This is a genomic window from Pantoea sp. UBA7232, from assembly GCF_002473195.1.
GTDB classification, from domain to species: Bacteria; Pseudomonadota; Gammaproteobacteria; order Enterobacterales; family Enterobacteriaceae; genus Pantoea; species Pantoea eucrina.
In genome coordinates, this window is sequence record NZ_DKTK01000006.1 from 224016 (window position 1) to 246820 (window position 22805).

21 protein-coding genes are annotated in these 22805 nt (G+C 56.2%); 20 read left to right on the forward strand and 1 reads right to left on the reverse strand.

Annotated features, from left to right (window positions below; translation table 11 throughout):
- Positions 1-30 precede the first annotated feature (30 nt).
- From B4056_RS04425 to nei, 4 genes are read left to right on the forward strand one after another with little or no spacing between them, the layout of a single operon-like run.
- The gene (locus tag B4056_RS04425) at positions 31-759 is read left to right on the forward strand and encodes a DUF969 domain-containing protein (protein ID WP_039383210.1); all 729 of its coding nucleotides are present in this window, start codon (positions 31-33) and stop codon (positions 757-759) included.
- Positions 759-1775 carry a DUF979 domain-containing protein gene (locus B4056_RS04430; protein WP_039383212.1) on the forward strand — a complete coding sequence of 339 codons (1017 nt, stop codon included), beginning with the start codon at positions 759-761 and terminating at the stop codon, positions 1773-1775. The genes B4056_RS04425 and B4056_RS04430 overlap by 1 nt, the downstream gene beginning before the upstream one ends.
- Before the next feature lie 7 nt (positions 1776-1782).
- Entirely contained in the window at positions 1783-2430 is a 648-nt protein-coding gene (gene pcp / locus B4056_RS04435; protein ID WP_094111657.1) for a pyroglutamyl-peptidase I, read from the forward strand.
- 12 nt (positions 2431-2442) lie between these two features.
- Complete coding sequence (gene nei, locus B4056_RS04440) at positions 2443-3231, forward strand: endonuclease VIII (RefSeq protein ID WP_094111658.1); 789 nt, start codon at positions 2443-2445, stop codon at positions 3229-3231.
- Between the two features lie 71 nt (positions 3232-3302).
- Here the strand turns inward: nei and B4056_RS04445 are convergent, their stop codons facing one another.
- A complete protein-coding gene (locus B4056_RS04445) occupies positions 3303-4586 on the reverse strand; it encodes a citrate synthase (RefSeq protein WP_039383219.1) in 1284 nt (427 codons plus the stop codon).
- Between the two features lie 632 nt (positions 4587-5218).
- On the opposite strand from B4056_RS04445, the gene sdhC reads away from it, so the two are divergent.
- The 16 genes from sdhC (at position 5219) to tolB (ending at position 22778) form a co-directional block, all read left to right on the forward strand.
- Positions 5219-5608 (forward strand): succinate dehydrogenase cytochrome b556 subunit, encoded by a 390-nt coding sequence (sdhC, locus tag B4056_RS04450; protein ID WP_039383221.1) that lies wholly within the window; start codon positions 5219-5221, stop codon positions 5606-5608.
- The gene (gene sdhD / locus B4056_RS04455) at positions 5602-5949 is read left to right on the forward strand and encodes a succinate dehydrogenase membrane anchor subunit (protein WP_071668989.1); all 348 of its coding nucleotides are present in this window, start codon (positions 5602-5604) and stop codon (positions 5947-5949) included. The genes sdhC and sdhD overlap by 7 nt, the downstream gene beginning before the upstream one ends.
- Positions 5950-7716: a succinate dehydrogenase flavoprotein subunit gene (gene sdhA / locus B4056_RS04460; RefSeq protein ID WP_039383226.1), complete on the forward strand. Its 1767-nt coding sequence runs from the start codon at positions 5950-5952 to the stop codon at positions 7714-7716. It begins immediately after the preceding gene.
- Positions 7717-7730: 14 nt separating this feature from the next.
- Positions 7731-8447 carry a succinate dehydrogenase iron-sulfur subunit gene (locus B4056_RS04465; RefSeq protein ID WP_039383229.1) on the forward strand — a complete coding sequence of 239 codons (717 nt, stop codon included), beginning with the start codon at positions 7731-7733 and terminating at the stop codon, positions 8445-8447.
- A 206-nt stretch (positions 8448-8653) separates the two neighbouring features.
- The gene (gene sucA, locus B4056_RS04470; protein WP_039383231.1) at positions 8654-11461 is read left to right on the forward strand and encodes a 2-oxoglutarate dehydrogenase E1 component; all 2808 of its coding nucleotides are present in this window, start codon (positions 8654-8656) and stop codon (positions 11459-11461) included.
- 15 nt (positions 11462-11476) lie between these two features.
- Positions 11477-12691, forward strand: coding sequence for a 2-oxoglutarate dehydrogenase complex dihydrolipoyllysine-residue succinyltransferase (gene odhB, locus B4056_RS04475; protein WP_039383234.1), 1215 nt, complete (start codon positions 11477-11479; stop codon positions 12689-12691).
- A 67-nt stretch (positions 12692-12758) separates the two neighbouring features.
- Positions 12759-13925 (forward strand): ADP-forming succinate--CoA ligase subunit beta, encoded by a 1167-nt coding sequence (gene sucC, locus B4056_RS04480; RefSeq protein WP_039383235.1) that lies wholly within the window; start codon positions 12759-12761, stop codon positions 13923-13925.
- On the forward strand, positions 13925-14800 hold the full coding sequence (sucD, locus tag B4056_RS04485; protein WP_039383236.1) for a succinate--CoA ligase subunit alpha: 876 nt from the start codon (positions 13925-13927) through the stop codon (positions 14798-14800). Before sucC ends, sucD begins: the two co-directional genes overlap by 1 nt.
- A gap of 550 nt (positions 14801-15350) precedes the next feature.
- Positions 15351-16922 carry a cytochrome ubiquinol oxidase subunit I gene (gene cydA / locus B4056_RS04490; protein ID WP_094111659.1) on the forward strand — a complete coding sequence of 524 codons (1572 nt, stop codon included), beginning with the start codon at positions 15351-15353 and terminating at the stop codon, positions 16920-16922.
- Positions 16923-16934: 12 nt separating this feature from the next.
- A complete protein-coding gene (gene cydB / locus B4056_RS04495) occupies positions 16935-18074 on the forward strand; it encodes a cytochrome d ubiquinol oxidase subunit II (RefSeq protein ID WP_039383238.1) in 1140 nt (379 codons plus the stop codon).
- Positions 18075-18089: 15 nt separating this feature from the next.
- The gene (gene cydX, locus B4056_RS04500; protein ID WP_071668990.1) at positions 18090-18203 is read left to right on the forward strand and encodes a cytochrome bd-I oxidase subunit CydX; all 114 of its coding nucleotides are present in this window, start codon (positions 18090-18092) and stop codon (positions 18201-18203) included.
- A 251-nt stretch (positions 18204-18454) separates the two neighbouring features.
- Positions 18455-18859 (forward strand): tol-pal system-associated acyl-CoA thioesterase, encoded by a 405-nt coding sequence (gene ybgC, locus B4056_RS04505; protein ID WP_039383240.1) that lies wholly within the window; start codon positions 18455-18457, stop codon positions 18857-18859.
- Positions 18856-19542: a Tol-Pal system protein TolQ gene (gene tolQ, locus B4056_RS04510; protein WP_039383242.1), complete on the forward strand. Its 687-nt coding sequence runs from the start codon at positions 18856-18858 to the stop codon at positions 19540-19542. The genes ybgC and tolQ overlap by 4 nt, the downstream gene beginning before the upstream one ends.
- A gap of 13 nt (positions 19543-19555) precedes the next feature.
- Positions 19556-19984 carry a colicin uptake protein TolR gene (gene tolR / locus B4056_RS04515; protein ID WP_039383244.1) on the forward strand — a complete coding sequence of 143 codons (429 nt, stop codon included), beginning with the start codon at positions 19556-19558 and terminating at the stop codon, positions 19982-19984.
- Positions 19985-20009: 25 nt separating this feature from the next.
- Entirely contained in the window at positions 20010-21365 is a 1356-nt protein-coding gene (gene tolA / locus B4056_RS04520; protein WP_039383246.1) for a cell envelope integrity protein TolA, read from the forward strand.
- Between the two features lie 117 nt (positions 21366-21482).
- Positions 21483-22778 (forward strand): Tol-Pal system beta propeller repeat protein TolB, encoded by a 1296-nt coding sequence (gene tolB / locus B4056_RS04525; protein ID WP_039383247.1) that lies wholly within the window; start codon positions 21483-21485, stop codon positions 22776-22778.
- Positions 22779-22805: the final 27 nt, after the last annotated feature.

Below are 22805 nucleotides of genomic sequence, written 5' to 3' on the forward strand. Positions count from 1 at the left end.
CGGGCTTTTTTGTTTTCAGTGAGGAAAATCATGGAAAACGTTGTCAACCTCTGGCCCCTGCTGGGGATCCTGGCCATCATTATTGGCTTTTTATTACGCTTTAATCCGGTGCTGGTGGTGATCGTCGCGGGCTTTGTTACTGGCCTCGCGGCGCAGATGCCGCTCGGCGACATTCTGGAAAAACTCGGTTCCGGCTTTCTCAATACGCGCAATCTGCCGCTGATCCTGCTGCTGCCGCTGGCGGTAATCGGATTGCTGGAACGCCACGGGCTGAAAGAGCGTGCCCAGAGCTGGATTGCGCAGATCAAAACTGCCACCGCCGGCCGTCTGCTTATCGTTTACCTGTTTGTGCGCGAAGCAACCGCTGCGCTGGGACTGACCAGCCTGGGCGGCCATCCGCAGATGGTGCGTCCGCTGCTGGCACCGATGGCGGAAGGGGCGACGGAAAACCGCTACGGTGAGGTTTCGCCGGAGATACGTCACCGGCTGCGCGCCATGTCTGCCGCAACGGATAACGTCGGCCTTTTCTTTGGTGAGGATATCTTTGTCGCGTTCGGCGCGATTATCTTTATGCATAACTTTATGCAGGAATCAGCCGGCATTACCACCGAGCCGCTGCATATTGCGCTGTGGGGCATCCCGACCGCGCTGTGCGCCTTTCTTATCCACTCGGCCCGGCTGGTGCGGCTGGATCGCCAGCTGTCGCGCGAGCTGGGTGCGCTGAATCAGCAGGCGCTGCACGCCAGGGAGGAGAAGTAATGTTTCAGCAACAATATCTGATGTGGCTGGCAGGGGCGATTCTGCTGGTGGTTGCGCTGCTCTCCTGGGGAGACCGCGCCAATCCGCGCCGTCTGACAACCGGTCTCTTCTGGGCGCTCTATGGCCTGATTTTTCTGATTGGTGATGGCGCTTATCAGCTGGCAGGGCAGTGGGCCGGCGACGCTGAGCTGGGCCGCCGCTGGCTGCATATTGCCACCGGGGTGGTCGTGGTTGTAATGGCGCTGATCGCCGGCTGTGGTGGGGTGCGCCTCGGGCGCTATCATCAGCGTACTGATGAAGAGAAACAGGCCAGCGCCAGACGGCTGGGCAATAAGCTGTTCTTACCCGCCCTGGCGATACCGCTGGTTACGGTGATTGGCGTACTGGCGTTTAATCATATTCCCGGACTGCAGGAGCAGGTGTTTGGCGCGGGCAACCACGCTACGCTGGTGACGCTGTTTTCAATGATGGTGGGCTGTATTCTGGGCTGGCTGATTGCACTGGCGTTTACGCGGGAAAAGCCGCTGCAGTCGATGCAGGAGACACGGCGCCTGCTGGATGCGGTAGGCTGGGCGTTTATTCTGCCGCAGATCCTCGCCACGCTGGGGTTGCTGTTTACCAGCGCCGGCGTCGGCAGCGCGATTTCGCATCTCACTGAACACTATCTGGCGGTGGATAACCGGCTGATTGCGGTGGCGGTCTATGCCGGAGGAATGGCGCTGCTGACGATGGTAATGGGCAACGCCTTTGCCGCGTTCCCGATTGTGACGGCCGGCGTCGGCATCCCGATTCTGGTGCTACAGCATGGCGGAAACCCGGCCGTCATGGCGGCGATCGGCATGTTTTCCGGCTACTGCGGGACGCTGATGACACCGATGGCAGCAAACTTCAACATCGTGCCCGCGCGCCTGCTGGAGCTGCCGGATCGGAATGCGGTGATCAAGGCTCAGGTTCCTACCGGTGTACTACTCTTGTTAGTGAATATTTTCCTGCTCTACTTCCTGATGTTTTTGTGAGGCAGTAATGAAAACGGTGTTGTTAACGGCTTTTGAGCCGTTTGGCGGTGAGCGTCTCAATCCTTCCTGGGAGGCGGTGCGCGACTTTGACGGTAAAATGCTGGCTGGCGTGCGGGTAGTGGTACGCCAGCTGCCGGTGGTGTTTGCAACCTGCGGTGCGGTGCTGACTGACGCGCTGACTACGCTGCAGCCCGATGGCATTCTCTGCGTGGGGCAGGCGGGCGGTCGCTGCGATATTACGCTGGAGCGGATAGCGATCAATATTCACGATGCGCGTATCCCCGATAACCAGCAGCAGCAGCCGGTGGATGAGCCGGTCGTAGCGGGAGGCCCGGCGGCCTACTTTGCCACGCTGCCCATTAAAGCGATAGTCGCCTCGCTGCGGGAGGCAGGCATTCCCGCCTCGGTTTCGCAAACGGCCGGCACCTTTACCTGCAACAGCGTGATGTACTCTCTGCTGCACTGGCTGCACACCCACGGCAGTCCGGCACGCGGCGGATTTATGCACATTCCCTGGATGCCGCAGCAGGCGGTGAATCATCCTGGCGCGCCGAGCATGTCCGTTAGCAGCGTGACGCAGGCGCTGGAGATCGCCATTCAGGTCATGATGAACACCCATGACGACATCCGTGTTGCGGGTGGCGCAACACACTAATCAGGAGTCTGTATGCCAGAGGGACCGGAGATCCGCCGGGCGGCGGATCAGCTGGAAGCCGCTATCGTGGGCAAGCCCCTTACCGATGTGTGGTTTGCTTTTCCATCGCTGAAAACCTATGAGCCCGCCTTGCTGGGCGAAACGGTTAACGCTATTGAAACGCGCGGTAAAGCGCTGCTGACCCACTTCTCTAATGGCCTGACGCTTTACAGTCACAATCAGCTCTACGGCGTCTGGCGGGTCGTTGCCGCAGGCACGCAGCCCGCGACCACCCGGCAGCTGCGGGTGCGGCTGGAGAGCGCCGATAAAGCCATTCTGCTTTACAGCGCGTCTGATATTGAACTGCTGAATGCGGACACGCTCGGTGCACACCCGTTTCTGCAGCGCGTCGGGCCGGATGTGCTGGATGCCACGCTGACCGTCGCGGAGGTGCGCGAACGCCTGCTTTCGCCGCGGTTCCGGCGCCGGCAGTTCAGCGGCCTGCTGCTGGATCAGGCTTTTCTGGCCGGGCTGGGTAACTATCTGCGGGTGGAGATCCTGTGGCACGCCGGACTGCGCGCGCAGCACCGGGCGCAGGATCTGGATGACGCTCAGCTCGACAGGCTCAGTGACGCGCTGCTGGCGATCCCGCGTCTCTCTTACAAAATGCGTGGCAGCATGAAGAAGTATCATGAAGAGGCGGCGTTTCGCTTTGAAGTCTTTCACCGGCAGGGCAAAAAGTGCCGGCGCTGCGGTACGCTGATTGAGAAAGGCGTGCTCTCATCACGTCCTTTTTACTGGTGTCCGGGGTGCCAGCTGTAGCCAGACGTGGGCAGATTGCGGGCAAAAGAAAAGGGCAGAAGAATCTGCCCTTTTTTATGGCGTGACGGCGCTTATTTTTTCAGCGCTGACTCAAACGGACGCTCGGTATAACCGGTATAGAGCTGACGCGGACGGGCAATTTTCATGCCTTCATCGTGCATCTCTTTCCAGTGTGCAATCCAGCCAACGGTACGCGCCATCGCAAAGATTACGGTAAACATTGAAGAAGGGATGCCCATCGCTTTCAGAATGATGCCGGAGTAGAAATCGACGTTTGGATAGAGTTTACGCTCGATAAAGTAGGGGTCGTTCAGCGCAATGTGTTCCAGCTCCATCGCCACTTCCAGCAGGTCATCTTTCATACCCAGCTCATTGAGCACTTCATGGCAGGTCTCACGCATCACGGTGGCGCGCGGATCGTAGTTCTTGTAAACGCGGTGACCAAAGCCCATCAGGCGGAACGAGTCATTCTTATCTTTAGCACGGCGCACAAACTCCGGAATGTGCTCTACGGTGCTGATCTCTTCCAGCATACGCAGGGTAGCTTCGTTGGCGCCGCCATGTGCCGGCCCCCAGAGTGAAGCGATACCGGCCGCGATACAGGCAAACGGGTTAGCCCCGGATGACCCTGCGGTACGTACGGTAGAGGTAGAGGCGTTCTGTTCGTGATCGGCGTGCAGGATCAGAATACGATCCATCGCGCGCTCAAGCACCGGATTCACTTTGTACTCTTCACACGGTGTGGCAAACATCATATGCAGGAAGTTGCCGGCATAGGAGAGGTCGTTACGCGGATAAACAAAAGGCTGACCGATAGAATATTTGTAACACATGGCTGCCATGGTAGGCATTTTCGACAGCAGGCGGAACGCAGCGATTTCGCGATGGCGCTCAATGTTTACATCCAGCGAGTCGTGATAGAACGCGGCCAGCGCACCGGTTACGCCGCACATAACGGCCATCGGGTGTGAGTCACGACGGAAACCGTGGAACAGACGGGTGATCTGCTCGTGAATCATGGTGTGACGGGTAACGGTCGTGCAGAACTCTTTGAACTGCTCCTGAGTAGGCGCTTCGCCGTACAGCAGGATATAACAGACTTCCAGATAATTTGAGTGGGTCGCCAGCTGGTCAATCGGGAAACCGCGATGCAGCAGAATGCCTTCATCACCATCAATAAACGTTATTTTGGATTCACACGACGCGGTAGAGGTAAAGCCGGGGTCAAATGTAAACAGGCCTTGTGAGCCAAGGGCGCGGACGTCAACAACATCCTGTCCCAGCGTGCCTTGCATCACATCCAGTTCAAGCGTGTTGTTGTCTTGTAGGGTCAGCGTCACTTTTTTATCTGTCATTTTTCGTCTCCATAGCGCCTGGGTAAGTAAGGATCTTTAGACACCAGAATAGTTCGCATGTTGCGTAACACCACTCGCTTCAGATTATCACCTGGCAATAACCTGCACGTAATGAGGTTACGCAGTACTAAGGCATCCGGGGCAAGGATATTCGGACATGACATGGCGCTCATCGCAGATGTTAAAGATCCTGTCACGACATAACTTCTTGGTAACCAATAACCTGACGGTTTATGTTGCTCGTTAGGGCAATGTTACATAACTTGAGCTTAGGGGAAAGTGTATCCCCATAACTTTTGTGCATCATAGGGCTTTAGTGCGATTGTTTGTAACTGAAATGTTGATCTATTGTCAAATCAGATAATTAAAAATGTATATTTTGTGAAAATCGTGACCCTGATCACTGTTCAGCTTAAATGTGACCAAACAGATTGTAGGGGAATTGTAATCAGAATGTGATCGTCCTATACTGCCGCCAGGTCTCCGGAATACCCTGACACCAGGAGCCACCCAGCGTTTTACCCGCTTCATTTAACACTGGATGTTGCTATTTTGGTGGCGGTTGTTGTCTGAACACGCTCAGTGCTCTGCTGCAACTCAGGACCGGAGGAAGCAAAATAAAAAAGAGCTGTGTGGGCAAAACCGTGAAAAAACAAAGACCTGTTAACTTGGATCTCACGACGATCCGGTTTCCCGTTACTGCAATATCGTCCATTCTCCACCGCGTCTCCGGCGTGATTACGTTTGTCGCTCTCGGAATTCTGCTCTGGTTGCTGGGTCTCTCTCTCTCCTCTCCCGAAGGTTTTCAGCAAGCGGCATCCATCATGGATAGCTTCTTTGCCAAATTCATTATGTGGGGCATTCTGACCGCGCTGGCCTATCATGCGGCAAGCGGTATCCGTCATATGCTGGCAGATTTTGGCTTTACCGCAGAGACCCTGCAGGTGGGAACCCGTACCGCGCAGGCGGTTTTTGTTATCACTGTCGTGCTCTCAATTCTGGCTGGAGTCCTCGTATGGTAAGCAATGCTTCTGCTTTAGGACGCAACGGTATCCACGACTGGCTTCTGGTCCGTGCTTCCGCAATCCTGATTACGCTCTACATCATCTATCTGCTCGGTTTCGTCGTCATGACCGATACGCTGACCTATGATGTCTGGCGCGGCTTTTTCGCCTCCTCCTTCACCAAAGTGTTTACGCTGCTGACCCTGTTCTCCATTCTGGTTCACGGCTGGATCGGTATGTGGCAGGTACTGACTGACTACGTGAAAGCGCTGGCGCCGCGTTTGTTGCTGCAGCTGGTTATTGTGGTCGCGCTGTTGTCGTATGCCGTTTATGGCACTGTTGTTGTGTGGGGTGTGTAAATGAATTTGCCAGTCAGAGAATTTGATGCCGTGGTGATCGGCGCAGGTGGCGCGGGTATGCGCGCGGCACTGCAAATCTCCCAGTCGGGCCAGAGCTGTGCCCTGTTATCGAAAGTTTTTCCAACCCGTTCCCATACCGTATCGGCGCAGGGCGGCATTACCGTTGCGCTGGGTAACACCCATGACGATAACTGGGAATGGCACATGTACGATACCGTTAAAGGCTCCGATTACATCGGGGACCAGGACGCGATCGAATATATGTGTAAAACCGGTCCGGAAGCGATTCTGGAGCTGGAGCATATGGGCCTGCCGTTCTCCCGTTTAGAAGATGGCCGCGTTTATCAGCGTCCGTTTGGTGGCCAGTCCAAAAACTTTGGCGGCGAGCAGGCCGCACGTACCGCTGCGGCCGCTGACCGTACCGGTCACGCGCTGCTGCATACGCTGTATCAGCAGAACCTGAAAAACAAAACCACCATCTTCTCCGAATGGTATGCGCTGGATTTGGTGAAAAACGCAGATGGTGCGATTGTGGGTTGTACCGCTATCTGCATTGAAACCGGTGAAACCGTCTACTTCAAAGCCAAAGCGACTATTCTGGCAACCGGCGGCGCGGGACGTATCTACCAGTCCACCACCAACGCGCACATCAATACCGGCGACGGCGTCGGCATGGCAATTCGTGCGGGTGTTCCGATGCAGGATATGGAGATGTGGCAGTTCCACCCGACCGGCATTGCTGGCGCGGGCGTACTCGTCACCGAGGGCTGCCGTGGTGAAGGCGGCTATCTGCTGAACAAACATGGCGAACGCTTCATGGAGCGCTATGCGCCAAACGCCAAAGATCTGGCGGGCCGTGACGTTGTTGCGCGTTCAATGATGGTTGAGATCCGTGAAGGTCGCGGCTGCGATGGCCCGTGGGGTCCGCATATCAAACTGAAGCTCGATCATCTTGGGGCTGAGGTGCTTGAGTCGCGCCTGCCTGGCATTCTTGAGCTGTCGCGCACCTTTGCGCATGTCGATCCGGTTAAAGAGCCGATTCCGGTTATTCCAACCTGTCACTACATGATGGGCGGTATTCCGACCCGCGTCACCGGACAGGCGCTGCGCGTGAATGAACAGGGCGAAGATGAAGTGATCCCGGGCCTGTTTGCGGTTGGCGAGATCGCCTGCGTATCGGTGCACGGTGCTAACCGTCTGGGCGGTAACTCACTGCTGGATCTGGTGGTATTTGGTCGCGCGGCAGGGGTGCACCTGATGGAGTGTATCGCTGAGCAGGGCGAGCTGCGCGATGCTACCGCGGAAGAGATCGATGCGGCGATGGCGCGCTTCAATCGCTGGGAAAATAACACCACGGGTGAAGATCCGGTGGAAATCCGCAAAGCGCTGCAGCGCTGCATGCAGAACAACTTCTCGGTGTTCCGCGAAGGTGACGCCATGCGTGAAGGCCTGGCCGAGCTGAAAGCGATTCGCGAGCGTCTGAAGAGTGCGCGTCTGGATGACCGCTCACCCGATTTCAATACGCAGCGTATCGAATGTCTGGAGCTGGATAACCTGATGGAAACCGCTTATGCAACCGCGGTTGCCGCAAACTTCCGCACTGAAAGCCGTGGCGCACATAGCCGCTTCGACTATCCGGAGCGTGATGATGCAAACTGGCTGTGTCACAGTCTCTATGTTCCGCAAACGGAAAGCATGACGCGCCGTGAGGTGAACATGCAGCCGAAACTGCGCGCGGCCTTCCCGCCGAAAGCGCGTACCTATTAATTGCGGAGGTCATGATGAAACTCGAATTTTCAATCTACCGTTATAACCCGGACGTCGATGACAAGCCGCGCATGCAGGATTACACCCTGGAGTCGGAAGACGGGCGCGACATGATGCTGCTGGATGCGCTGATTCGGCTGAAAGAGCAGGATCCAACGCTGGCGTTTCGTCGCTCGTGCCGCGAGGGTGTCTGCGGCTCAGATGGTCTGAACATGAACGGCAAAAATGGTCTGGCCTGCATTACTCCGGTCTCAGCACTGGGTAACGGCAGTAAAAAGATCGTGATTCGCCCGCTGCCAGGTTTGCCGGTTGTGCGCGATCTGGTGGTCGACATGAGCCAGTTCTATACGCAGTATGAGAAAATCAAACCGTTCCTGCTGAACAATGGTGAGAATCCGCCGGCGCGTGAGCATCTGCAGAGCCCGTCGGAGCGTGAGCACCTTGATGGCCTGTATGAGTGTATTCTCTGCGCCTGCTGCTCAACCTCCTGCCCGTCGTTCTGGTGGAACCCGGATAAGTTTATCGGTCCGGCCGGTCTGCTGGCTGCCTATCGCTTCCTGATTGACAGCCGCGACACGGAAACGGATGCGCGTCTCGACAATCTGAGTGATGCTTTCAGCGTATTCCGCTGTCACAGCATCATGAACTGTGTGAGCGTATGTCCGAAAGGGCTGAACCCGACGCGCGCCATCGGCCATATCAAGTCGATGCTGCTGCAGCGCGGGGCGTAAAGCTAAGAAGTCCTGCCGGGAACTCAGGTTCCCGGCAGCGTATGGAAGCCTCTATAAGCGCGGTGCTGACCACGCTTATAAAGGTTCCCTTACGGGCCCGGCGCCGGTAGCGCACAGGTTCGTATCGCTGAACTCACTACGGCAAGCCGTGAAAGCGGCAACAAATGAAACCTCATAAAAAGCAGCTTAATGCTTAAGGGATCACAATGCAGAACAGCGCGATGAAACCCTGGCTGGACTCCTCCTGGCTGGCCGGCGCGAACCAGTCTTACATAGAGCAACTCTATGAGGATTTCCTGACCGATCCTGACTCTGTTGATGAAGTGTGGCGCGACCTGTTCCAGCAGTTGCCAGGTACCGGCGTAAAACCAGAGCAGTTTCACTCCACGACGCGTGACTATTTCCGCCGCCTGGCGAAGGATGCTACCCGCTACACCTCTACCGTTACCGATCCGGCTACTAACTCCAAACAGGTTAAAGTCCTGCAGCTGATTAACGCGTTCCGTTTCCGCGGCCATCAGCACGCTAATCTTGATCCGCTTGGCCTGTGGAAACAGGATATCGTGGCCGATCTCGACCCGGCCTTTCACGATCTGACCGACGCCGATTTTCAGGAAAGCTTCAACGTAGGCTCATTTGCGATTGGCAAAGAGACGATGAAGCTGGCCGATCTCTACGCCGCCCTGCAGCAGACCTACTGCGGGTCGATTGGCGCAGAGTATATGCACATCAACAACACTGAAGAGAAGCGCTGGATCCAGCAGCGTCTTGAATCAGTGGCTGGACAGGCTTCATTCAGCGCGGAAGAGAAAAAAGGCTTCCTGAAAGAGCTGACCGCAGCCGAAGGTCTGGAAAAATATCTTGGGGCGAAATTCCCCGGCGCCAAACGCTTCTCACTGGAAGGTGGCGATGCGCTGGTGCCTATGCTGCGCGAAATGATTCGCCACGCAGGGAAAAGCGGCACGCGCGAAGTGGTGCTGGGTATGGCGCACCGCGGACGTCTGAACGTGCTGATCAACGTACTGGGCAAAAAGCCGCAGGATCTGTTTGATGAGTTCGCCGGCAAGCACAAAGAGCATCTGGGTACCGGTGATGTGAAATACCACATGGGCTTCTCTTCCGATGTTGAAACCGAAGGGGGCCTGGTGCATCTGGCACTGGCGTTTAACCCGTCGCATCTGGAGATTGTCAGCCCGGTTGTCATGGGCTCCGTACGCGCCCGCCTCGATCGTCTCTCTGAGCCGGGCAGTAACAAAGTTCTGCCTATCACCATTCACGGTGACGCAGCGGTAATTGGTCAGGGTGTGGTGCAGGAAACCCTGAACATGTCGCAGGCGCGTGGTTATGAAGTTGGCGGTACGGTGCGTATCGTGATCAATAACCAGGTTGGCTTTACCACGTCAAATCCAAGAGATGCGCGCTCCACGCCTTATTGTACTGATATCGGTAAGATGGTGCTGGCACCTATTTTCCACGTGAACGCGGACGATCCGGAAGCCGTTGCTTTTGTTACCCGTCTGGCGCTCGACTACCGCAACACCTTTAAGCGTGATGTCTTTATCGATCTGGTCTGCTATCGCCGTCATGGCCATAACGAAGCGGATGAGCCAAGTGCAACGCAGCCGCTGATGTATCAGAAGATTAAAAAGCATCCGACGCCGCGTAAACTTTACGCCGACCGCCTGCAGAGCCAGGGCGTAGCTTCGCAGGAAGATGCCACTGAACTGGTTAACCTCTATCGCGATGCGCTGGATGCCGGTGAGTGCGTGGTGCCGGAATGGCGCCCGATGAGCCTGCACTCGTTTACCTGGTCCCCTTATCTCAACCACGAGTGGGATGAGAGCTACCCGGAAACGGTTGAGCTGAAACGCCTGCAGGAGCTGGCGCGCCGTATCAGCACGGTTCCGGAAGCGGTTGAAGTGCAGTCGCGCGTGGCCAAAATTTACAACGACCGCAAAGAGATGGCGGAAGGCAACAAGCCGTTTGACTGGGGCGGGGCAGAGAATCTGGCCTACGCCACGCTGGTGGATGAAGGCATTCCGGTGCGTCTCTCTGGCGAAGATTCCGGACGCGGCACCTTCTTCCACCGCCATGCGGTGATCCACAACCAGCTGAATGGCTCTACCTATACGCCGCTGCACCATATTCATAATGGTCAGGGAGAGTTCAAAGTCTGGGACTCCGTGCTGTCGGAAGAGGCGGTACTGGCGTTTGAATATGGCTACGCCACCGCAGAGCCGCGCGTGCTGACCATCTGGGAAGCGCAGTTTGGTGACTTTGCCAACGGCGCACAGGTGGTTATCGATCAGTTCATCAGCTCGGGCGAGCAGAAGTGGGGCCGCATGTGTGGCCTGGTGATGCTGCTGCCGCACGGCTATGAAGGTCAGGGTCCGGAGCACTCCTCAGCGCGCCTGGAGCGTTATCTGCAGCTCTGCGCTGAGCAGAATATGCAGGTTTGCGTGCCATCTACCCCGGCTCAGGTTTACCACATGCTGCGTCGTCAGGCGCTGCGCGGTATGCGCCGTCCGCTGATTGTGATGTCGCCGAAGTCGCTGCTGCGTCATCCGCTGGCGATCTCCAGCCTGGACGATCTGGCAAACGGCAGCTTCCAGCCGGCGATTGGCGAGATCGATGCGCTCGATCCGCAGCAGGTTAAACGCGTGGTGCTCTGTTCAGGTAAGGTCTACTACGATCTGCTGGAACAGCGTCGCAAAAACGAGCAGAGCGATGTTGCCATTGTGCGCATCGAGCAGCTCTATCCTTTCCCGCACAAAGCGGTACAGGAAGCGTTAAAAGATTACGCCCATGTCCAGGATTTCGTCTGGTGTCAGGAAGAGCCGCTCAATCAGGGCGCATGGTATTGCAGTCAGCATCATTTCCGCGAAGTGGTTCCCTTTGGTGCGTCGCTGCGTTACGCAGGCCGTCCGGCATCTGCTTCACCGGCCGTGGGCTATATGTCCGTACATCAACAACAGCAGCAAGACTTGGTCAACGACGCGCTGAACCTTGGTTAATAAAAAGGAAAGAAAATGAGTAGCGTAGAAATTCTCGTTCCCGATTTACCTGAATCCGTAGCGGACGCAACGGTTGCAACCTGGCACAAAAAACCTGGCGATGCAGTCAGCCGTGATGAAGTGCTGGTCGAAATTGAAACCGATAAAGTGGTGCTGGAAGTTCCTGCTGCTGCTGATGGTATTCTGGAAGCCGTGCTGGAAGAAGAGGGTGCTACCGTCACCTCGCGCCAGCTGCTTGGTCGCCTGAAAGAGGGCAACAGCGGCGGGAAAGAGACCTCAGCGAAAGTTGAGAGCAATGAATCTGCACCGGCACAGCGCCAGTCCGCGTCGCTGGAAGAAGAGAGCAGCGACGCGCTGAGCCCTGCTGTACGCCGTCTGATCGCGGAAAACAATCTCGACGCCAGCCAGATCAAAGGCACCGGCGTGGGTGGCCGACTGACGCGCGAAGATATTGAAAAGCACCTGGCGAAAAAGCCGGAAGCGAAAGCGGCTCCGGCTGCTGAAGCGGCGGCTCCGGCTCCGGTTGCTAACCGCAGCGAGAAGCGCGTGCCGATGACCCGCCTGCGCAAACGCGTGGCTGAGCGTCTGCTGGAAGCGAAAAACAGCACCGCCATGCTGACCACGTTCAACGAAATCAACATGAAGCCCATCATGGATCTGCGCAAGCAGTATGGTGAGGCGTTTGAAAAACGTCACGGTGTACGCCTGGGCTTTATGTCCTTCTACATCAAAGCGGTCGTTGAAGCCCTGAAGCGCTTCCCGGAAGTGAACGCCTCTATCGATGGCGAAGATGTGGTGTACCACAACTACTTCGATGTCAGCATCGCCGTTTCTACGCCGCGCGGTCTGGTGACGCCAGTGCTGAAAGATGTGGATGCGCTGAGCATGGCGGATATCGAGAAGAAAATTAAAGAGCTGGCGGTGAAAGGCCGTGATGGCAAGCTGACAGTTGAAGAGCTGACCGGCGGTAACTTCACCATCACCAACGGCGGCGTGTTTGGTTCGCTGATGTCAACGCCAATCATTAACCCGCCGCAGAGCGCCATTCTGGGCATGCACGCCATTAAAGATCGTCCAATGGCGGTCAATGGTCAGGTGGTGATCCTGCCGATGATGTATCTGGCGCTCTCTTACGATCACCGTCTGATCGATGGCCGTGAATCGGTAGGCTATCTGGTCGCAGTGAAAGAGATGCTGGAAGATCCGGCTCGTCTGCTGCTGGATGTCTGATTTTCGCCGGGCGCGCAGCGATGCGCGCCCACATTTAAATGTTTCAGATCTGAATGGATAGAACATCATGAACTTACACGAATACCAGGCGAAGCAGCTGTTTGCACGGTATGGTATGCCAGCACCGACTGGTTATGCCTGCACCACGCCACGTGAAGCCGAAGAAGCCGCCTCAAAAATTGGCGCAGGCCCGTGGGTAGTGAAATGTCAGGTTCATGCCGGTGGCCGTGGTAAAGCGGGCGGCGTGAAGGTAGTGAAAAGTAAAGAAGAGATCCGTGCATTTGCTGAGCACTGGCTGGGTAAACGTCTGGTGACCTATCAGACAGATGCGCTGGGCCAGCCGGTTAACCAGATTCTGGTTGAAGCGGCAACCGATATCGATCAGGAACTCTATCTGGGTGCGGTCGTCGATCGCGCTACGCGCCGCGTGATCTTCATGGCATCAACCGAAGGCGGTGTGGAAATTGAAAAGGTGGCGGAAGAGACTCCGCACCTGATCCACAAAATGGCGCTCGACCCGTTAGCGGGACCGCAGCCATACCAGGGCCGCGAACTGGCGTTCAAACTGGGTCTGACCGGTAAGCAGGTCAGCCAGTTCACCAAAATCTTTATGGGTCTGGCTACCATGTTCCTGGAGCGCGATCTGGCGATGGTTGAGATCAACCCGCTGGTGATCACCAAACAGGGCGACCTGATCTGCCTGGATGGCAAGCTGGGCGCAGACGGCAACGCGCTGTTCCGCCAGCCTGAACTGCGCGAAATGCGCGATCCAAGCCAGGAAGATCCACGCGAAGCGCACGCAACGCAGTGGGAGCTGAACTATGTCGCGCTGGAAGGCAACATTGGCTGTATGGTCAACGGTGCGGGTCTGGCGATGGGCACAATGGATATCGTGAAGCATCACGGTGGCCAGCCTGCAAACTTCCTTGATGTCGGCGGCGGCGCAACTAAAGAGCGCGTAACCGAAGCCTTCAAAATCATCCTCTCTGACGACGCGGTAAAAGCGGTATTCGTTAACATCTTCGGCGGTATTGTCCGTTGCGATCTGATCGCTGATGGCATCATCGGCGCAGTGGCAGAAGTGGGTGTCAACGTGCCGGTAGTGGTACGTCTGGAAGGTAACAATGCTGAGCTGGGCGCTAAGAAACTGGCGGACAGCGGTCTGAACATCATTGCAGCAACCAGCCTGACAGACGCGGCACAGCGTGTTGTTGCTGCAGCGGAGGGTAAATAATGTCCATTCTGATCGACAAGAACACCAAAGTCATCTGCCAGGGTTTCACCGGTGGCCAGGGGACTTTTCACTCTGAGCAGGCGCTGGCCTATGGCACGCAGCTGGTTGGCGGCGTAACGCCAGGTAAAGGCGGCACTACCCATCTGGGCCTGCCGGTGTTCAATACCGTGCGTGAAGCGGTAGAAGCGACCGGCGCAACGGCGACGGTTATCTACGTTCCGGCTCCGTTCTGCAAAGACGGTATCCTGGAAGCGATCGACGCGGGCATCAAGCTGATCATCACCATCACTGAAGGTATTCCGACGCTGGATATGCTGACTGTGAAAATGAAGCTGGATGAAGCAGGCGTGCGCATGATTGGCCCTAACTGCCCTGGCGTGATCACCCCAGGCGAATGCAAAATCGGCATTATGCCAGGCCACATTCACCAGCCAGGCCGCGTGGGCATCGTGTCACGTTCCGGCACCCTGACCTATGAAGCGGTTAAGCAGACCACAGATATTGGCTATGGCCAGTCTACCTGTGTCGGTATCGGTGGCGACCCGATCCCGGGCTCTAACTTCATCGATATTCTGCAGATGTTCCAGGACGATCCGCAGACCGAAGCGATTGTGATGATCGGTGAAATCGGCGGCAGCGCGGAAGAAGAAGCGGCAGCCTTTATCAAAGAGCACGTCACCAAGCCGGTTGTCGGCTACATCGCAGGCGTAACGGCGCCGAAAGGCAAACGTATGGGCCATGCTGGCGCCATCATTGCCGGCGGTAAAGGCACGGCTGACGAGAAGTTTGCTGCGCTGGAAGCGGCAGGTGTGAAAACCGTCCGCAGCCTGGCCGATATCGGTGATGCGGTAAAAGCGGTTCTGCCTGCTAACTGATTGCGCTGACTGAATAAGCATAAGCCACCTGCGGGTGGCTTTTTTTATGCCTGCAGCGTAGCGGTTTTCATTTATTATCCGACGCGGCGGATTTTAAAGTTAATAACTCACAGAAAAAGTAATCGTAATTTTAATTAAACGCGGCAGCTTTTGACATCGCTTTAACAACTCTTTCAGGCTACATATTCGTAAACTTTATATCTTAATCCAGATCAAATAATAGCGTGTTATAGCAAACTTTACTGCTGGCTAAAAACAACCCGGCCGGTATAAATTGCGCTGCATCAAATCACAGTTTTGCCACGGATAACAGCCGTCTGAGTCGTATGCCCCCGGATAAATATTGTGGCATCTGACGCTGACGCCTGCATGACAGAAATGTGAGGCGATATTTTCAGGGAATTATCACCACTATTACTCGCTCATTCCGGGCCGCAGATTGCGCTGTCTGCGGGTAATAAAACCGGAATTAATAATCAGCCGTTCCTGCACGCTGCTGCGCCGTTTACCGTCCGGCAACACAGCGGCATGCGAAGAGCAAGGAGTTCTCATGTTAGATATTGTCGAGCTGTCGCGCTTACAGTTTGCCCTGACGGCGATGTACCACTTTCTGTTCGTGCCATTAACGCTGGGTATGGCGTTTCTGCTGGCGATCATGGAAACCGTCTACGTGCTGTCGGGCAAACAGATTTATAAAGATATGACCAAATTCTGGGGCAAGTTGTTTGGCATCAACTTTGCGCTGGGCGTGGCCACCGGACTCACCATGGAGTTTCAGTTCGGCACTAACTGGTCCTATTACTCCCATTACGTCGGCGATATTTTCGGGGCGCCGCTGGCCATTGAAGGATTAATGGCGTTCTTTCTTGAATCCACCTTTGTAGGCCTGTTTTTCTTTGGCTGGGACCGGCTGGGCAAAGTTCAGCATCTGGCGGTCACCTGGTTGGTGGCGCTGGGATCCAACCTCTCTGCGCTCTGGATCCTGGTGGCCAATGGCTGGATGCAAAATCCCATCGCCGCAGCATTCAACGCTGAAACCATGCGTATGGAAATGCTGAGCTTTTCAGAGCTGGTGCTTAACCCGGTCGCACAGGTGAAATTTGTACATACCGTGGCGGCGGGCTATACCGCTGGCGCTATGTTTGTTCTGGGGATCAGCGGCTGGTATCTGCTTAAAGGGCGCGATGTGGCGTTTGCCCGCCGCTCCTTTGCTATTGCGGCCAGTTTCGGCATGGCGGCAGTGCTCTCGGTGATTGTGCTCGGCGATGAGTCGGGCTACGAGATGGGGGATGTCCAGAAAACCAAACTGGCCGCAATTGAGGCGGAGTGGGAGACCCAGCCGGCACCCGCCGCCTTTACGTTATTTGGTATACCGAATCAGGAGACGCAGGAGAACAAATATGCGATTCAGATTCCGTATCTGCTTGGCCTTATCGCCACGCGCTCAGTGGATAAACCCGTTACCGGCCTGAAAGAACTGCAGGCTCAGCATGAGGTGCGGATCCGTAACGGCATCAAAGCGTATGGCCTGCTCAATGCGCTGCGCAGCGGCAATCAGGACCCGGAAGTCCGCCGCGCGTTTGAAGCCAGCAAGCAGGATCTTGGCTACGGCCTGCTGCTTAAGCGCTACACCCCGACGGTCACCGATGCCAGCGAAGCGCAGATACAACAGGCGGTGAAAGACGCCATTCCGCGCGTGGCGCCGCTCTATTTTGCCTTCCGTATCATGGTGCTGTGCGGCGCGCTGTTGCTGGCGATTATTGCCCTCTCATTCTGGAGCGTAGTCCGCGACCGGATCGGTCAGCAGCGCTGGCTGCTGAAAGCCGCACTGTATGGCATTCCGCTGCCGTGGATCGCTATCGAGGCGGGCTGGTTTGTTGCGGAGTACGGGCGTCAGCCGTGGGCAATCGGTGAAGTGTTACCCACCGCCGTAGCGAACTCTTCGCTGACCGTGGGAGACGTGCTGTTTTCGATGACGCTGATTTGCGGACTATACACGCTGTTTCTGGTGGCAGAGATGTATCTGATGTTCCGGTTTGCCCGCCTGGGGCCGGGCAGCCTGAAAACCGGCCGCTATCACAATGAATCAGTGCAGATCGCTACGCAGCCAGAGCGCGGCTAAAGGAGAGCAACCATGTTTGACTACGAAGTGTTACGTTTTGTCTGGTGGCTGCTGATTGGCATACTGCTGATCGGCTTTGCCGTGGCGGACGGTTTTGATATGGGGGTCGGTATGCTGACCCCCGTGCTCGGACGCAGCGACACCGAGCGCCGTATTATGATCAACACGATTGCACCGCACTGGGACGGCAATCAGGTCTGGCTGATCACGGCTGGCGGTGCGCTGTTTGCCGCCTGGCCCATGGTCTATGCCGCCGCCTTCTCTGGTTTCTATGTCGCCATGATTCTGGTGCTCGCCTCGCTCTTTTTTCGCCCGGTGGGTTTTGATTATCGATCCAAAATTGAAGACAGGCGCTGGCGTGCCGTGTGGGACTGGGGCATCTTTGCCGGCAGTTTTGTTCCGCCGCTGGTGATAGGCGTTGCCTTTGGCAATCTGCTGCAGGGGGTGCCGTTTCATGCAGATAGCTATCTGCGTCTGTTCTATACCGGCAATTTCTTCCAGCTGCTCAATCCATTTGGCCTGCTGGCGGGAGTCATCAGCGTGGCGATGATCCTGACCCAGGGCGCCACCTATCTGCAGATGCGCACCTGCGGTGAGCTGCATTTACGTGCGCGCAGCGCGGCGCAGGCGGGGGCGCTGGTGATGCTCATCGCCTTTGTGCTGGCGGGCTTGTGGGTAAAATATGGCCTTGACGGCTATGTAGTGAAAAGCGTTATCGATCACCACGCAGCCTCTAATCCACTGGGCAAAGAGGTGGTGCGCGAGGCGGGTGCCTGGCTGCGTAATTTTGAGCAGATGCCGCTGCTGTGGGCGTTTCCGCTGCTGGGCGCTGTTCTGCCGCTGCTTACACTACTTTGTTCGCGCGGCGAGCGGGGTGCCTGGGCATTCATCTTCTCTTCCCTGACGCTGGCCTGCGTCATCATGACCGCCGGTATTGCGCTGTTCCCGTTTATCATGCCCTCCAGCACCGTGCCGGGTAGCAGCCTGACCCTCTGGGATGCCACCTCCAGCCTGCTGACGCTGAAGATTATGACCATCGCCGCACTCATCTTTGTGCCGATCATTCTGGCCTACACCAGCTGGTGCTACTACAAAATGTTCGGTCGCATTACCCAAGATGATATTGAACGCAACACGCACTCTCTCTACTGATTAAGGAGCTTTTGCATGTGGTATTTTGCCTGGATCCTCGGCACGCTGCTGGCCTGCGCATTAGGTGTGATCACCGCCCTGGCGCTGGAGCAGAGAGATGCAAACCGTGCACAGGATGACAACGCCTGATCGGTCAGCATGCTGGCCGGTAGCATGAGGTAATAAAGGGGTCCGGACGGGCCCTTTTTTTGTGCCTGTTAACGGCACACTCGCCTGACTGCAGACCAGGACTTTTGTCAGCATCAGGTCAGGAAATGTTGAGTAATTCCTTCTGGTTGTTACCGTCAGATAATTATTTTCTTCTGGCTCTGGCGGACCATTCCCAAGCGGATCGCTCTTGCGTATAGTAGCAACGTTTAAAAATGAGACCGGGATGTAGAGTGAGTACAACGCTGTTTCGCTGGCCGGTGCGGGTCTACTATGAAGATACCGATGCCGGAGGTGTGGTTTACCACGCCAGCTATCTTGCTTTTTATGAACGAGCACGTACCGAAATGCTGCGTCAGCGCCATTTCAATCAACACGTCCTGTTAGAAGAGCAGGTCGCATTTGTGGTACGGCGCATGACGGTGGAGTTCATCGCCGCGGCTCGCCTTGACGACCTTCTGGAGATACAGACCGAAGTGACCTCAATGACCCGCGCAACCATGACCTTCACCCAGCGTATCGTCAATGCTGAAGGCAGGGTGCTCAACGAGGCGGATGTCCTGATCGCCTGCATTAACCCACACCTGATGAAGCCGATTGCGCTTCCCAAGTCTATTGTCGCGGAGTTCAAGCAGTGACTGACATGAATGTTCTTGATTTGTTCCTGAAGGCGAGCCTTCTGGTCAAACTTATCATGTTGATTTTGATCGGCTTTTCTATTGCCTCCTGGGCAATCATTATCCAGCGTACGCGCATTCTGAATGCGGCAGGACGCGAAGCGGACGCGTTTGAAGATAAGTTCTGGTCCGGTATCGAACTCTCGCGTCTCTATCAGGAGAGCCAGGGACGCCGTGATGAGCTGGGCGGATCTGAACAAATTTTCTACGCCGGCTTCAAAGAGTTTGCCCGCCTGCACCGCGTAAACAGCCATGCGCCGGAAGCGGTGGTTGAGGGGGCAAGCCGTGCTATGCGTATCTCCATGAACCGCGAGCTGGAAGCGCTGGAAACCCACATTCCTTTCCTCGGTACCGTGGGTTCAATCAGTCCCTATATCGGTCTGTTTGGTACCGTATGGGGGATCATGCACGCTTTCATCGCGCTGGGCGCAGTCAAGCAGGCCACGCTGCAGATGGTGGCACCGGGTATCGCAGAAGCGCTGATCGCCACTGCGATCGGCCTGTTTGCCGCGATCCCGGCGGTCATGGCCTATAACCGTCTGAACCAGCGCGTTAACAAGCTGGAGCAGGGTTACGATAACTTTATGGAAGAGTTCACGGCTATCCTGCATCGTCAGGCTTTCTCTAGCGACAATACGAAGTAAGTCGAGGTTTACGATGGCCAGAACCCGTGGTCGCGGACGCCGCGATCTTAAGTCGGAAATCAACATTGTTCCGCTGCTCGATGTACTGCTGGTGCTGCTGCTTATCTTTATGGCAACCGCGCCAATCATTACGCAGAGCGTGGAGGTTGATCTGCCGGACGCCACTGACTCTAAAACGGTTGCCAGCGATGATAATCCACCGGTGATTGTTGAAGTGGCCGGTGTAGGACAATATAGCCTGGTGGTGGATCACGATCGTATGACCCAGCTGCCGCCAGAGCAGGTGGTCAGTGAGGCGCAGCGTCGTATTGAAGCCAATCCTAAAACCGTGTTTCTGATTGGCGGGGCCAAAGATGTGCCTTACGACGAAATCATTAAAGCGCTGAACCTGCTTCATCAGGCTGGCGTCAAATCAGTCGGTCTGATGACGCAGCCGATTTAACGCGACTTGTTTTTGGGAACCGAGAGTGTCGAAGGCAACCGAACAGAACCAGAAGTTGAAACGCGCAATCATCGTTTCGGTGGCGCTGCACATCGTGCTGATTGCGCTGCTGATCTGGAGCTCGTTCAACGAACATATTGAAGCGAGCGGCGGCGGCGGCGGTAGCGATATTGATGCCGTCATGGTCGATCCCGGTGCTGTGGTTGAACAATATAATCGTCAGCAAAATCAGCAGAGCGACAGCCAGCGTGCAGAACAGCAGCGGAAAAAGCAGGCGCAGCAGCAGGCAGAAGAGCTACAGCAAAAACAGGCCGCTGAGCAGCAGCGTCTGAAAGCGCTGGAAAAAGAGCGGCTGCAGGCGCAGCAGGAAGCGAAAGAGCAGGCTAAACAGCAGGCTGAGCAGCAGAAAGCGGCCGAAACGGCTGCAAAGCAGGCTCAGGAGCAGCAAAAAGCGGCTGAAGCCGCTGCCGCACAGGCGAAAGCGGATGCGAAAGCAGAAGCAGACGCGCGCGCTAAAGCAGCAGCAGAAGCGAAAGCAACCGCAGCGGCTGAAGCGAAGCAGGCTGCTGCCGAGGCGAAGAAACAGGCAGAAGAGCAGGCGAAAGCAGCGGCAGCGGATGCTGCAAAAGAGAAAGCGGCAGAGCAGGCGAAAGCGGCAGCTGAGGCGAAAGCCAAAGCGCAGGCGGAAGCGAAAGCGCAGGCAGCGGCCGATGCCAAAGCTAAAGCAGCGGCAGAGGCGAAAGCCAAAGCTGCGCAGGAAGCCAAAGAGAAAGCAGCAGAGGCGGCGAAGGAGAAAGCTGCGGAAGCGGCTAAAGAGAAAGCAGCTGAAGCGGCTAAAGAGAAGGCGGCCGCTGAGGCAAAAGCGAAAGCAGACGCCGCTGCCAAAGCGAAAGCGGATGCAGCCGCTAAAGCAAAAGCAGATGCAGCGGCGAAAGCCAAAGCAGCCGCGGACGCGAAGAAAAAGGCTGCTGCTGAAGCCGCGCAGGGCGAAAGCGATGTTGACGATCTGCTGGGCGGCCTCTCCTCCGGTAAAAACGCGCCGAAGAGTGGCGCTGCAGCCGGCGGCGGTGGTGCAGCAGGGCAGGGCAATCAGAAGAAAGCGGGTGCATCGGGTGCTGAGGTCAACGCCTATCTGGGCCAGATCACCAGCGCCATCCAAAGCCGCTTCTATGATGCCGATCTCTATCGCGGTAAGAGCTGCGATTTACGTATTAAGCTGGCACCCGATGGGCTGCTGATTGATGTGAAATCGGAAGGGGGCGATCCGGCACTTTGCCAGGCTGCCATTGCCGCTGCGAAGCAGGCGCGTATTCCTAAGCCACCTTCGCAGGCGGTGTATGAAGTGTTTAAAAACGCACCAATGCGTTTCAGGCCGCAATAATGCAGTAACGTACGGCAGGTTGAACTAAGGTTAGCTTGCCGTATTCTATAAAATACTCGTGTTTTTTCAGGAACTGTGCGAATTATCGTGAACTCAGGTTCAGGTAAGGGAGATAAGATGAAGCAGGCACTTCGTGTAACCTTAGGTTTTTTTGTACTGCTGTGGGCCGCTGTGCTGCACGCAGAAGTACGCATTGAAATTACGCAGGGCGTTAACACTGCCCGTCCGATTGGTGTAGTACCGTTTAAATGGGCCGGACCTGGCGCGGCGCCAGAAGATGTCGGCGGTATTGTGGCAGCTGACGTGCGCAACAGTGGTAAATTCAATCCGCTGGATCGCTCACGTCTGCCGCAGCAGCCCGGCAGTGCGCAGGAAGTTCAGCCTGCCGCATGGAGCGCGCTGGGTATTGATGCTGTGGTGGTCGGTCAGGTCTCACCTAACGCCGATGGCAGCTATCAGGTCGCCTATCAGCTGGTCGACACCGGTGGTGCACCGGGCAGCGTACTGGCACAAAACTCCTTCAAAGTAACAAAACAGTGGCTGCGCTATGCGGCGCATACCGCCAGTGACGAAGTCTTTGAGAAGCTGACCGGCATTAAAGGCGCATTCCGCACCCGTATCGCTTATGTTGTGCAGACCAACGGCGGCCAGTTCCCGTATGAGCTGCGCGTGTCTGACTACGATGGTTACAACCAGTTTGTGGTACACCGTTCACCGCAGCCGCTGATGTCACCGGCCTGGTCACCTGACGGCAGCAAACTGGCCTACGTTACGTTTGAGAGTGGCAAATCAGCGCTGGTGATCCAGACGCTGGCAAATGGCGCTATTCGTCAGGTTGCCTCCTTCCCGCGTCACAACGGTGCACCATCGTTCTCACCGGATGGTTCTAAGCTGGCTTTCGCCCTCTCTAAAACGGGCAGCCTGAATCTCTATGTAATGGACCTGGGCTCAGGTCAGATCCGTCAGGTAACAGACGGCCGCTATAACAGCACTGAGCCAACCTGGTTCCCGGATAGCCAGACCCTGGCGTATACCTCGGATCAGGCGGGTGCACCGCAGATTTATAAAGTCGGTGTTAACGGCGGCGCGCCACAGCGTATTACCTGGGAAGGCAAACAGAACCAGGATGCGGATGTGTCGACCGACGGTAAAACCATGGTGATGATCAGCAGCGCCGGTGGCGCGCAGCACGTCGCCAAACAGGATCTGGAAACGGGAGCCGTTCAGACGTTAACGGACACGTTCCTGGATGAAACGCCAAGTCTGGCACCAAACGGCACCATGGTTATCTACAGCTCTACTCAGGGGATGGGATCCGTGCTGCAGCTGGTTTCAACTGACGGGCGTTTCAAAGCGCGTCTTCCGGCAACTGATGGACAGGTAAAATCACCTGCCTGGTCGCCGTATCTGTGATGCATCGCTCCCTTGCCTCGTCGGCGG

Bases quoted from the DNA above. Each gene is read 5' to 3' on its own strand.
- B4056_RS04425 (WP_039383210.1), top strand. From the start codon at position 31: ATGGAAAACGTTGTCAACCTCTGGCCCCTGCTGGGGATCCTGGCCATC.
- B4056_RS04430 (WP_039383212.1), top strand. From the start codon at position 759: ATGTTTCAGCAACAATATCTGATGTGGCTGGCAGGGGCGATTCTGCTG.
- pcp (WP_094111657.1), top strand. From the start codon at position 1,783: ATGAAAACGGTGTTGTTAACGGCTTTTGAGCCGTTTGGCGGTGAGCGT.
- nei (WP_094111658.1), top strand. From the start codon at position 2,443: ATGCCAGAGGGACCGGAGATCCGCCGGGCGGCGGATCAGCTGGAAGCC.
- B4056_RS04445 (WP_039383219.1), bottom strand. From the start codon at position 4,586: ATGACAGATAAAAAAGTGACGCTGACCCTACAAGACAACAACACGCTT.
- sdhD (WP_071668989.1), top strand. From the start codon at position 5,602: ATGGTAAGCAATGCTTCTGCTTTAGGACGCAACGGTATCCACGACTGG.
- sdhA (WP_039383226.1), top strand. From the start codon at position 5,950: ATGAATTTGCCAGTCAGAGAATTTGATGCCGTGGTGATCGGCGCAGGT.
- B4056_RS04465 (WP_039383229.1), top strand. From the start codon at position 7,731: ATGAAACTCGAATTTTCAATCTACCGTTATAACCCGGACGTCGATGAC.
- sucA (WP_039383231.1), top strand. From the start codon at position 8,654: ATGCAGAACAGCGCGATGAAACCCTGGCTGGACTCCTCCTGGCTGGCC.
- odhB (WP_039383234.1), top strand. From the start codon at position 11,477: ATGAGTAGCGTAGAAATTCTCGTTCCCGATTTACCTGAATCCGTAGCG.
- sucC (WP_039383235.1), top strand. From the start codon at position 12,759: ATGAACTTACACGAATACCAGGCGAAGCAGCTGTTTGCACGGTATGGT.
- sucD (WP_039383236.1), top strand. From the start codon at position 13,925: ATGTCCATTCTGATCGACAAGAACACCAAAGTCATCTGCCAGGGTTTC.
- cydA (WP_094111659.1), top strand. From the start codon at position 15,351: ATGTTAGATATTGTCGAGCTGTCGCGCTTACAGTTTGCCCTGACGGCG.
- cydB (WP_039383238.1), top strand. From the start codon at position 16,935: ATGTTTGACTACGAAGTGTTACGTTTTGTCTGGTGGCTGCTGATTGGC.
- cydX (WP_071668990.1), top strand. From the start codon at position 18,090: ATGTGGTATTTTGCCTGGATCCTCGGCACGCTGCTGGCCTGCGCATTA.
- tolR (WP_039383244.1), top strand. From the start codon at position 19,556: ATGGCCAGAACCCGTGGTCGCGGACGCCGCGATCTTAAGTCGGAAATC.
- tolB (WP_039383247.1), top strand. From the start codon at position 21,483: ATGAAGCAGGCACTTCGTGTAACCTTAGGTTTTTTTGTACTGCTGTGG.